This is a genomic window from Micromonospora sp. NPDC049282 (genome assembly GCF_043197045.1).
Taxonomy (GTDB): Bacteria; Actinomycetota; Actinomycetes; order Mycobacteriales; family Micromonosporaceae; genus Micromonospora.
The window spans coordinates 1-11,511 of sequence record NZ_JBICSL010000010.1 but is presented as its reverse complement, the minus strand read 5'-3'; the positions used below and the strand labels follow the sequence as shown (position 1 = coordinate 11,511).

The window sequence follows — 11,511 nt, the reverse complement described above, 5'->3', positions numbered from 1 at the left end:
GATCATGCTCCCGCTGCCGGCCGGGTGGGCGATGACCGGCGCCCGGCGGCGCCGGGAGCGGCCAGGTGGGCGAGGACCGCCTCGGCGAGCCGGTCCGGCGCGCCGTCGGCGTGCCCGACGAACAGACTCGGCTCGGTCAGCTCCAACTCGACCAGCACGGGCGAGGCGTCCGGGCCGGGGATCAGGTCGACCCGGGCGTAGAGCAGCCGGTCGGTGCCGCCCGGGACGACGGCCAGCACCTTCTCGGCGACGGCCCGCTGCTCGTCGGTGGCGGCGCGGGCGTCGATCCGCTCCTCCCTGTAGAGCGCGGCCTCGCCCCGGTCCGGGCCGGTCAGCATCGGTCCCTTGCGGATCGCGTGGCTGAACGCCAGGCCGTCGGGGCCGGCCAGGTAGAGCAGGGCGGTCTCGCCGTCGGTGTCCACCGCGTCGAGGTACGGCTGGACCATCGTCACCCGCCCCGCGTCACCGAGTTGCCGCACGTGCGCCGATGCCAGCTCCCGGTGTTCCGGGTCGGCCAGGTCGTAGCGCCCGGTGTCCTGGCTGCCGGCGCTGACCGCCGGCTTGAGCACGTGTTCGCCGGCGTCCGACGGCGCCCAGCGCTCCCCCGGCGCGATCCAGACCGTCGGCACGGTGGGCACCCCGGCGGCGGACAACTCGGCCAGGTAGCGCTTGTCGGTGTTCCAGGCCACCACGTCGGCCGGGTTGACCAGCGCGGGCACGGTGCGCGCCCAGGCCACGAACTCGTCCCGGCGCAGCGCGTAGTCCCAGGGTGAGCGGAGCACCACCAGGTCGTAGCCGGACCAGTCCACGGTCGGGTCGTCCCAGATCGCGATCTCGGTGGTGACGCCACGGGCCGCGAGCGGGTCGAGCACGAGGCGGTCGTCCGGGTCGAGGTCGGGCAGGGCGGCGCAGGTGACGAGAGCGACCCGGGGTTTCCCCCGGGTCGACTGGTGGTGGTTTGTCATGCGGTTATATGTGTCAACGGGCCATCGTGCGCCGGGCCATCGACCGCCACAGGTCGTTGCTCGGACGCATCTGGTCCATCAGCTCACGCTCCCAGGCGTTCTCGACGTCGACCCCGGCCGTGGCGCAGGCCTGCCGCGCGACGACGGTGTCGTCGGCGAACTGGTCGGCCCACGCCCCGTCGGAACCCACGAGGACGATCCGTGCGCCGCGCTTGCCGACGTACTCGATGACCGCCTTCGCGCCGCCGTGCCCGGCGGCGAACGACTTGATGCCCGCGACCAGGCCGTTGGGGCCCTGCTCGCCGCTCTTGTCAGCCGTCAGCGTCGTATCGGAACCATCTGCCATGACGCGAAGCCTAAGCAGACTTCCACCCGGATGTGCGAGAACGATGAACTGAATGTGATGCCAATTACCCATCGGTTTAAGGAGGACCACAGGCAATTCGTCAGCATTTGTCGCTTATAAGCGGGCGAAACGGGCGGCTCGGATAGTCACGCTCTGTCCGGGTTGATCCCCTGCGGTGGACCCGAAAAAAACTTCTGATGAACCGCCTCACGTGCGGAAACATCCAGCCGAGTCAAAGCCCTCCCGCCAGGATCGACCCGCCGATACGCCGCGGCGTGCCGGGGTCGCGCGTGGACCGCCGGGTGGCATGTGCCCGGCTGACCAACCCCACCTCGCCGACATGGGCGTGGTGCAGACCGCTCCGATGGCCCCAGCTCGCCGAACTGGCGAGCGGTGGCCGCGCCGGTGGCCCGGATCAGACCGGGTCAGATCAGCGCGTCGAGGGCGATCGCGGCGAACAGGATGGTGAGGTAGGTGGTGGACCAGTGGAACAGCCGCATCGGCTTGACCGCCTCGCCGCGCGTTGCGCGCCGGCACAGCTTGTGCGCCTCCACCACGAAGATCCCACCGACGACCAGCGCGGTCACCCCGTAGATCGGGCTCATCCCGAGCGGCCACACCGCCAGCGACGACAGCAGCGTCAGCCAGGAGAAGCCGATGATCTCCGCGTTGACCCGCCGGACCGAGGCCACCACCGGCAGCATCGGGATGCCGGCCCGGGCGTAGTCGTCCTTGTACTTGATGGCCAGCGCGTAGAAGTGCGGCATCTGCCAGAAGAAGACCACCGCGAACAGGGCCCAGGCCGCCGGCGCGAGCGAGCCGGTGACCGCGGCCCAGCCGATCAACACCGGCGCGGCGCCGCAGGCGCCGCCCCAGAACGTGTTGGCGGCCGTGGTCCGCTTCAGCCAGAGCGTGTAGACCAGGTCGTAGTAGGCGATCGCGGCCAACGTCAGGCCCGCCGCCAGCCAGTTGGTGGTCGCCGCCATCAGCGCCACCGACACCGCCGCCAGCACCAGCCCGAAGACCAGGGCACTGCGCGGCGACACGGTGTGCGCCGGCAGCGGGCGGCGCTTGGTGCGCCGCATCACCTGGTCGATGTCCCGGTCGATGTAGCAGTTGAGCACGCTGGCCGCGCCGGCCGCGAGCGAGCCGCCGACCAGCACCACGGCCACCAGCCACAGCGACGGCATGCCGCCGTCCGCGAGCATCATCGCCGGCACGGTGGTGACCAGCAGCAACTCGACGATCCGCGGCTTGGTGAGCGTCACGTACGCGGCCACCACGGCCCGGACGTCCCGCCGGCCGGTCGTCGGCGCCTCCGCCACCGTGTCCACCGGCGCCGTCCCGGCAGGGTCGCTGACCGGACGCTCGGTGATCATGCTCACGGATTGCCACCTTCCGGCTTCGGCAGGGGAGGTCGTCGGCTCGGACCCGAGCCGGGTCCACACACCGCCCCACACACTACGCGTCGTCGTTTTGGCTGCCCCGCAGACCCGGCAACGGTGCGGGCCGTCACACCGCGGGTTGAACGCCCGGTCGGGTCGGACACGTAGAAGTCAGCATGCCGAGATCCCCGGGCGGACGTTTAGTGACGCTCGATAGGGTCATCAGTGAGGGTTCCGCCCATCTGCCGAGGAGCACATCAACGTGGCTGCGAAACGACCCGAGCTTCCCGCTCTCAACTGGTCCGACCTCGACCGCAGGGCCGTCGACACGGTCCGCGTGCTGGCCATGGACGCCGTGGAGAAATCCGGCAACGGCCACCCGGGCACGGCGATGAGCCTCGCCCCGGCGGCATACCTGCTCTTCAACCGGGTCATGCGACACAACCCGACCGACCCGAACTGGCCCGGCCGGGACCGGTTCGTGCTGTCCGCCGGGCACTCCAGCCTGACCCTCTACATCCAGCTCTTCCTCTCCGGCTACCCGCTGGCCCTGGACGACCTCAAGGCGCTGCGCCAGTGGGGCTCGCTCACCCCGGGCCACCCGGAGCACCGCCACACCCCGGGCGTGGAGACCACCACCGGCCCGCTCGGCCAAGGGCTCGGCAACGCGGTCGGGATGGCGATGGCGGCCCGCCGCGAGCGGGGCCTGTTCGACCCCGAGCCCGACCGCGCCGACTCGCCGTTCCGCCACGACATCTGGTGCATCGCCTCCGACGGCGACATCGAGGAGGGCATCACCCACGAGGTGAGCGCGCTCGCCGGCCACCAGCAGCTCGGCAACCTCTGCGTGATCTACGACGACAACGAGATCTCGATCGAGGACGACACCCGGATCGCCAAGAGCGAGGACGTGGCGGCCCGCTACGAGGCGTACGGGTGGCACGTGCAGACCGTCGACTGGCGCACCGGCGACGCCGACCAGGGCGACTACCACGAGGACGTGGAGGCGCTCTACCAGGCGCTGCTGGCCGCCAGGGCGGAGACCGACCGGCCGTCGTTCATCGCGCTGCGCACCATCATCGGCTGGCCCGCGCCGAACAAGCAGAACACCGGCAAGATCCACGGCTCGGCGCTCGGCGCCGACGAGGTCAAGGCCACCAAGGAGATCCTCGGCTTCGACCCGCAGCAGACCTTCCAGGTCGACGAGGAGGTGCTCGAGCACGCCCGCCAGGTGATCGGGCGCGGCACCGAGGCGCAGTCCGAGTGGAACACCCGGTTCGAGTCGTGGGCGAAGGCCAACCCGGAGCGCAGGGCGCTGTGGGAGCGGATGGCCACCCGTACCCTGCCGACCGGCTGGACCGACGCGCTGCCCACCTTCCCGGCGGACGCCAAGGGCGTCGCCACCCGGGCCGCCTCCGGCAAGGTCCTGGAGGCGCTCGCCCCGGTGCTGCCGGAGCTGTGGGGTGGCTCGGCCGACCTGGCCGAGAGCAACAACACCACCATGAAGGGCGAGCCGTCCTTCGTCCCGGCCGGGCACGCCACCAAGGACTTCCCGGGCGACGAGTACGGCCGCACGCTGCACTTCGGCATCCGCGAGCACGGCATGGGGTCGATCCTCAACGGCATCGCCCTGCACGGCGGCACCCGCCCATACGGCGGCACGTTCCTGGTGTTCAGCGACTACATGCGCCCGTCGGTGCGGCTCGCCGCGCTGATGAAGCTGCCGGTGACCTACGTCTGGACGCACGACTCGATCGGTCTCGGCGAGGACGGCCCGACCCACCAGCCGATCGAGCACCTGAGCGCGCTGCGGGCCATCCCCGGCCTGGACGTGGTGCGCCCGGCCGACGCCAACGAGACCGCATGGGCGTGGCGGCAGGCGCTGGAGCACACCGACCGGCCGACCGCGCTGGCACTCAGCCGGCAGGCGCTGCCGACGATCGACCGCACCGAGTTCGGCCCGGCCGAGGGCACCGCCAAGGGCGGGTACGTGCTGGCCGAGGCGTCCAACGGCAAGCCCCAGGTGATCATCGTCGGCACCGGCTCCGAGGTGCAGCTCTGCCTCACCGCCCGGGAGCGGCTGGAGGCCGACGGCACCCCCACCCGGGTGGTGTCCATGCCGTGCCAGGAATGGTTCTTCGCGCAGGACGAGGCGTATCGGGAGTCGGTGCTGCCGCGCGGGGTAAAGGCACGGGTGAGCGTGGAGGCGGGCATCGCGATGTCGTGGCGGGCGATCGTCGGCGACAGCGGCGAGTGCGTGAGCATCGAGCACTACGGCGCGAGCGCGCCCTACACCGTGCTCTTCGAGCAGTTCGGGTTCACCCCCGACCGGATCGTGGCCGCCGCGCACGCGGCGCTGACCCGGGTGGGCGACATCACCGGTTTCACGACCGGCAACTGAGGGGAGCGTGGACGGCATGACGGACAGGCTGAGCGAACTCCAGAACGCCGGGGTGGCGATCTGGCTGGACGATCTTTCCCGGGTACGACTGACCTCCGGCGGGCTGGACAAGCTGCGCCGGGAGAGCCACGTGGCCGGCGTGACCACCAACCCGACGATCTTCGCCAAGGCGTTGAGCGACGCCGACGAATACGACTGGCAGCTGCGTGACCTCGCCACCCGCGACGTGGACGTCGAGGAGGCGGTCCGCATGCTCACCACGTACGACGTGCGGTGGGCCTGCGACGTGATGCGCCCCTCGTACGACGCCAGCGACGGGGTGGACGGCCGGGTCTCGATCGAGGTGGACCCGCGCTCGGCGCACGACGCGGACAAGACCGTCGCCGAGGCGAAGGCGCTGTGGTGGCTGGTCGACCGGCCGAACCTCTTCATCAAGATCCCGGCGACCGAGGAGGGCCTGCCGGCGATCACGAAGACGCTGGCCGAGGGGATCAGCGTGAACGTCACGCTGATCTTCGGCCTGGACCGCTACTCGCAGGTGATGGACGCGTTCCTCGCCGGCCTGGAACAGGCGCAGGCCAACGGGCACGACCTGGCCAAGATCGGCTCGGTCGCCTCGTTCTTCGTCTCCCGGGTCGACAGCGAGGTGGACAAGCGGCTGGAGAAGATCGGCTCCGACCAGGCCAAGGCGCTGCGCGGCAAGGCCGCGGTCGCCAACGCCCGGCTGGCCTACGAGCGCTACGGCGAGGTGTTCTCCTCCGAGCGGTGGCAGAAGCTGGCCGACGCGGGCGCCCACCCGCAGCGGCCGCTGTGGGCCTCCACCTCGACGAAGAACCCGGACTACCGGGACGTCATCTACGTCGAGGAGCTGATCGCCCCCGGCACGGTCAACACCATGCCGGAGCCGGTCGTCCACGCCTACGCCGAGCACGGTGAGACGCAGGCCGACACGATCACCGGCGCCTACGACGACGCGCGCAAGGCCTTCGCCGACCTGGAGTCGGTCGGCGTGGACCTGGCCGACGTGATCGCCACCCTGGAGCGCGAAGGCGTGGAGAAGTTCGAGGCGAGCTGGCTGGAGCTGCTGGAGGGAATCAAGAAGTCCCTCGCCCAGGCGGCCAAGGGCGCCGACAGCCCGCACCGGGCCGCCGAGGGCAACGCGCAGAACGCCCAGCAGGCCGGCGGAAACGCGTGACCTACGGCGTGCGACGCGTCCCGGGGCGCTGCCCCGGGACGCGTCCCGCCGTACCGTGGAACCGGTGAGGTGAGTCACTTGAGTGACCTGCTGGCGGGGCCGGCCGACGCCGCCGCCGGACTGGCCGTGCACGGCGCGGACACGGTGGACCGGTCCTCGCGCGGCGCCCTGGTCGCCCGCGACGTGCCCGCGCGGTTGGCGGCCAAGGACCCGACCCTCTGGGGGCCGGGGGCCGAGGCGACGGCGGGCGGCCGGCTGGGCTGGGTCGACACCCACTGCCGCAGCCGGGACCTGCTCCCCCAGCTCGCCGAGCTGACCGCCGAGCTGGGCGACCTGGACCACGTGGTGCTCGCCGGCGCCGGTGACGTCACGCTCGCCGCCGAAGTGATCGCCGGATGCCTGGGCCGGCCGCTGACCGTGCTCGACACGGCCGATCCCGGCCCGGTCCGGGCCGCCCTGGCCGACCGTCCGGCGCGTACCGTGCTGGTGCTCGCGGGAGAGTCCGGCCTCGACCCGACCACCGACGCCCACCTGCGCGCCTACCGGCGAGCCTGGCACGACGCCGGGCCGGAGGCGGACCGGCACGTCGTGGTGGTCACCCCGCCCGGCTCGGAGCTGGCGGCGCTCGCCGACGAGCTGGGCGCCGTGATGATCCCGGCCGACCCGGAGGTGGCCGGGCCCTGGTCCGCGCTCACCGCGTTCGGTCTGGTCCCGGCGGCGCTCGCCGGCGCACCGGTCACCGAGCTGTTGGACGAGGCCGCGGCCCTCGCCGGCGCGCTCGACCGGGACCGGGAAAATCCGGCTCTCGCGCTCGGCGCGGCCCTGGGCGCGGCGGCGGCCGGCGGGCGATCCACCGTCGCGCTGGCGCCTGACGGCACCGGCCTCGACGGGCTGCGGCACTGGGCCGGTGCGCTGCTCGCCGCGGCCACCGGCGGGCGGGTGCTGCCGATCGCGGCGGAGGCCCCCGACGCGCCCGGCGCCACCGGCCCGGACGTGCTGACGGTCGGGATCGGCGGCGCGCTCGGCCCGGGCGTGGCGCCCGGCGTGGCCGCCGACGTGGCGGTCAACGGGCCGCTCGGCGCGCAGTTCCTCACCTGGGCGTACGCCGCCGCGACCGCCGCCGCGGCGCTGCGGGTCGACCCGTTCGCGGAGCCGACGGCCATCACGGCGGACGCGCCGGCGGACGCGCCGCCCTCGTCGGCCGACGGCGCGATCGAGGTGTACGCCCCGACGGGTGCCCCTACCGACCTGGCCGGCGCGCTGCGCTGGCTCGTCGACGGGCTGGGCCCCGACGAGCACCTCTCCGTGACCGCCCACCTGGACCGGTTCGCCGACGCGGCGGTGGCCGGGCTGCGCCCGCTGCTGGCGCGCGCCGCCGGGCGGCCGGTGACCTTCGGTTGGGGACCCCGCCACCCGAGCCACACCGACGAGCGCGCCCGGCACCTCCAGATCACCGGTGCGGTCGCCGATGATCTGTCGGTGCCCGGCCGCCCGTACACCTTCGCGGAACTACAGGCGGCCCAGGCCGCCGGCGACCGGCGGACCCTGGCCGACCGGGAGCGACCGGTGCTGCGACTGCACCTGACCGAGCGGGCGGCGGGCGCCGCCCAACTGCTGGATACGGCCGGACGGACACGTACGTGACGATCAATGACCTGGAATCAGTGGACCGAGATGCAGGAGGAGGTGGCCCGGTGAACCCGCTGCGCGACCCGCAGGACCGGCGGCTGCCGCGGATCCCCGAGCCGTGCGCCTTGGTGATCTTCGGGGTCACCGGGGACCTGGCCCGCAAGAAGTTGCTGCCGGCGGTCTACGACCTGGCCAACCGAGGGCTCCTGCCGCCCGGTTTCGTGGTCCTCGGCTTCGCCCGGCGGGACTGGGGCGACGGCGACTTCGAGTCGCTGGCGCACGACGCGGCCAAGAAGCACGCCCGCACCCCGTGGCGGGAGGAGGTCTGGGCCCGGCTGGTCGGCAACGTCAAGTTCGTCGGCGGCTCGTTCGACGACGACGCCGCCTTCGACCAGCTCGCCACCACGCTTGACGAGCTGCGCGACTCGCACGGCATCGCCGGCAACGCCGCGTTCTACTTCTCCATCCCCCCGGCGGCCTTCCCGGTGGTGCTCAAGCAGCTCGCCCGCACCGGCATGGCGGACAACGAGAAGTCCGGCGGTTGGCGGCGGGTGGTGGTGGAGAAGCCGTTCGGCAACGACCTGCCCTCGGCCAAGGCGCTCAACGACCTGGTCGACGACGTCTTCACCCGCCAGGACGTCTTCCGGATCGACCACTACCTGGGCAAGGAGACGGTCCAGAACATCCTGGCCCTGCGCTTCGCCAACAACCTGTTCGAGCCGCTGTGGAACTCCAAGTACGTCGACTCGGTGCAGATCACCATGGCCGAGGACGTCGGCATCGGCACCCGGGCCGCGTTCTACGACTCGGTCGGCACCGCCCGTGACGTGCTCCAGAACCACCTGCTCCAGTTGCTCGCCCTGGTCGCGATGGAGGAGCCGACCAGCTTCGACGCCGACGAGATCCGCGCCGAGAAGCTGAAGGTGCTCAAGGCGATCGCCGTGCCGCGGGACGTCTCCCGGGACACCGTGCGCGGCCAGTACCTGCCCGGCTGGGTGGGTGGCGAGCGCGCCAAGGGCTACCTGGAGGAGGAGGACGTCCCGACGGACTCCACCACGGAGACGTACGTGGCGGTGAAGCTGGCCATCCAGAACCGGCGCTGGGCCGGCGTGCCGTTCTACATCCGGGCCGGCAAGCGGCTGCCCCGGCGGGTCACCGAGGTGGCCATCATGTTCAAGAAGGCCCCGCACCTGCCGTTCGACCCGGCCGACATGGAGTCCCTCGGCGCCAACCAGCTCGTCATCCGGGTACAGCCGGACGAGGGCGTGGTGCTGAAGTTCGGTTCCAAGGTCCCGGGCACCACCATGGAGGTCCGCGACATCGCGATGGACTTCCAGTACGGCGAGGCGTTCACCGAGTCCAGCCCCGAGGCGTACGAGCGGCTGGTGCTGGACGTGCTCATCGGCGACCGGACGCTGTTCCCGGACGCCGCCGAGGTGGAGCAGAGCTGGCAGGTGGTGGACCCGCTGGAGCACGCCTGGGAGGGCACCAAGCCGGAGCCGTACCGGGCCGGCGAGTGGGGCCCCCGGGCCGCCGACAAGATGCTGGCCGCTGAGGGCAGAGCTTGGCGAAGAGCGTGAGCGAGCAGAGCGAGCGAACCAGGAGGCTCCATTGATCGGGCTGTGGGACACCACCGGCAACGAGGTGGTCAAGGCGCTGGCCGCCGAGCGGCGCAGCGCGGGCGGGGTGGCCAGCGGCATGGCGCTCACCCTGATCGTCGTGGTGGACGAGAAGCGGGTCCGGGAGGCGGAGGCGGCGGCCACCATCGCCGCCGCCGCGCACCCGTGCCGGCTGCTCGTGGTGGTCCGCTCCGACGTCGAGCGGGACCGCAACCGGCTGGACGCGGAGATCGTCGTGGGCGGCCGGCTCGGTCCGTGCGAGGCGGTGGTCACCCGGATGTACGGCCGGCTCGCGCTGCACGCCGAGTCCGTGGTGATGCCGCTGCTGGTGCCGGACGTGCCGGTGGTGACCTGGTGGCACGGTGAGCCGCCGAACGAGATCGCCACCGACTTCCTCGGCGTGGTCGCCGACCGGCGGATCACCGACTCGGCGCAGGCCGCCGACCCGATCGCCGCGCTGCGACAGCGGGCCGGCGACTACGCGCCGGGCGACACCGACCTGGCCTGGACCCGGATCACCCCGTGGCGCACGCTTGTGGCCGGGGCGTTCGACACCACCCAGGCCCGGGTCACCGAGGCGACGGTGGTGGCGCCGCGCACCGACCCGACGGCGGCGCTGATGCGCGGCTGGCTGAGCGCCCGGCTCGACATCGAGCCGACCTGGGAGCAGACCGACGAGTTCCCGCGGATGCGCGAGGTGCAGCTCCGCTGCGCCAACGGCGACGAGCTGACGCTGACCCGGGACGACAGCGTCGCCGTCTTCCGGCGTACCGGGCAGGAGGACCGGACGCTGCCGCTGGTCCGCCGGCCGCTCGGCGACGAGCTGGCCGAGGAGCTGCGCCGCCTCGACGCCGATCAGGTGTACGCCGAGGCGCTCGGCGCGACGGCCGGGCTGACCGGCCTGGACCAGCGTGCCCCCCAGCGGGTACACGTGTGGAAGGACCCGGCGACCGCCCAGCGGGCCGAGGCCGGCGTGACCGCGCACGCGGGCGCGACGGCCAACGAGTGACCACCCGGACGGGCGGTCGACACGCAACGATGACCGCCGCGAGGTGGTCGGAACGAGGGCACAACGGATGACTGAGGCGAGTGTCGCCGTACACGCCGACCCCGACCTGCTGGCGCAGGCGGTGGCGGCCCGGCTGGTGGTGAAGCTGCTCGACGCGCAGGCCGAGCGCGGTCAGGCGTCGGTGGTGCTGACCGGCGGCCGGATCGCCGCGGCGGTCTACCGGGCGATCGGCCAGTTGCCCGCCCGGGACGCCGTGGACTGGTCCCGGGTCGACGTCTGGTGGGGTGACGAGCGGTTCCTGCCCTCCGGCGACCCGGAGCGCAACGAGACCCAGGCCCGGGCGGCGCTGCTGGACGTGGTGCCGCTGGACCCGGCCCGGGTGCATCCGATGCCGGCATCGGACGGTCCGGCCGGCGACGACCCGGAGGCAGCCGCCGCCGGGTACGCGCGGGAGCTGGCCACCGCCGCCCGACCGGGCACCGCGGCCCTGCCCCACTTCGACGTGCTGATGCTCGGCGTCGGCGAGGACGGGCACGTGGCGTCGGTGTTCCCGGAGCACCCGGTGCACCACGACAACCGGCCGGTCAGCGCCGTGCGGGGCAGCCCGAAGCCGCCGCCGGTGCGCACCACGCTGACCTTGCCGGCGATCAACACGGCCGAGGAGGTGTGGCTGGTCGCCGCCGGGGCGGACAAGGCCCGGGCGGTGGGCATGGCGCTGGCCGGGGCCGGGCCGCTGCAACTGCCGGCGGCCGGGGTGCGGGGCGTCTCCCGTACCCTCTGGCTGCTGGACCGCGCCGCCGCGGCCAACGTGCCGCCCCGCGCCCGCAGCCTCCGCTGACGCCCACCCCACGCCCCACTGCCCGCTGTTTTCACGGGAGTAGTTCCATCCTGAGTTGGCTGGTCAGGGGGTGTTGACGGGCGGGGTGGGGTAGGTGTGGGGGCAGGTCAGCGCTCGGGTGATC

At 72.8% G+C, this 11,511-nt stretch carries 9 protein-coding genes; 6 read left to right on the top strand and 3 right to left on the bottom strand.

Annotated features, from left to right (window positions below):
* Positions 1-2: 2 nt before the first annotated feature.
* The 3 genes from ACGFI2_RS17375 to ACGFI2_RS17365 form a co-directional block, all read right to left on the bottom strand.
* A complete protein-coding gene (locus ACGFI2_RS17375; protein ID WP_393517658.1) occupies positions 3-965 on the bottom strand; it encodes a RimK family alpha-L-glutamate ligase in 963 nt (320 codons plus the stop codon).
* Positions 966-978: 13 nt separating this feature from the next.
* Positions 979-1,311 carry a hypothetical protein gene (locus ACGFI2_RS17370; protein WP_393517655.1) on the bottom strand — a complete coding sequence of 111 codons (333 nt, stop codon included), beginning with the start codon at positions 1,309-1,311 and terminating at the stop codon, positions 979-981.
* A gap of 425 nt (positions 1,312-1,736) precedes the next feature.
* Positions 1,737-2,696 (bottom strand): heme o synthase, encoded by a 960-nt coding sequence (locus ACGFI2_RS17365; RefSeq protein ID WP_393517652.1) that lies wholly within the window; start codon positions 2,694-2,696, stop codon positions 1,737-1,739.
* A 262-nt stretch (positions 2,697-2,958) separates the two neighbouring features.
* On the opposite strand from ACGFI2_RS17365, the gene tkt reads away from it, so the two are divergent.
* The 6 genes from tkt to pgl all read left to right on the top strand — a co-directional run bounded on the left by tkt (position 2,959) and on the right by pgl (position 11,387).
* Positions 2,959-5,097, top strand: a complete 2,139-nt coding sequence (tkt, locus tag ACGFI2_RS17360; protein ID WP_393517649.1) for a transketolase — start codon at positions 2,959-2,961, stop codon at positions 5,095-5,097.
* A gap of 16 nt (positions 5,098-5,113) precedes the next feature.
* On the top strand, positions 5,114-6,292 hold the full coding sequence (gene tal / locus ACGFI2_RS17355) for a transaldolase (protein WP_393517646.1): 1,179 nt from the start codon (positions 5,114-5,116) through the stop codon (positions 6,290-6,292).
* A 78-nt stretch (positions 6,293-6,370) separates the two neighbouring features.
* Positions 6,371-7,936, top strand: coding sequence for a glucose-6-phosphate isomerase (locus tag ACGFI2_RS17350; protein WP_393517643.1), 1,566 nt, complete (start codon positions 6,371-6,373; stop codon positions 7,934-7,936).
* 50 nt (positions 7,937-7,986) lie between these two features.
* Positions 7,987-9,501 carry a glucose-6-phosphate dehydrogenase gene (gene zwf / locus ACGFI2_RS17345; protein WP_393517640.1) on the top strand — a complete coding sequence of 505 codons (1,515 nt, stop codon included), beginning with the start codon at positions 7,987-7,989 and terminating at the stop codon, positions 9,499-9,501.
* Between the two features lie 31 nt (positions 9,502-9,532).
* On the top strand, positions 9,533-10,549 hold the full coding sequence (locus ACGFI2_RS17340) for a glucose-6-phosphate dehydrogenase assembly protein OpcA (protein WP_393517637.1): 1,017 nt from the start codon (positions 9,533-9,535) through the stop codon (positions 10,547-10,549).
* 67 nt (positions 10,550-10,616) lie between these two features.
* Positions 10,617-11,387: a 6-phosphogluconolactonase gene (pgl, locus tag ACGFI2_RS17335; RefSeq protein ID WP_393517634.1), complete on the top strand. Its 771-nt coding sequence runs from the start codon at positions 10,617-10,619 to the stop codon at positions 11,385-11,387.
* Positions 11,388-11,511 lie beyond the last annotated feature (124 nt).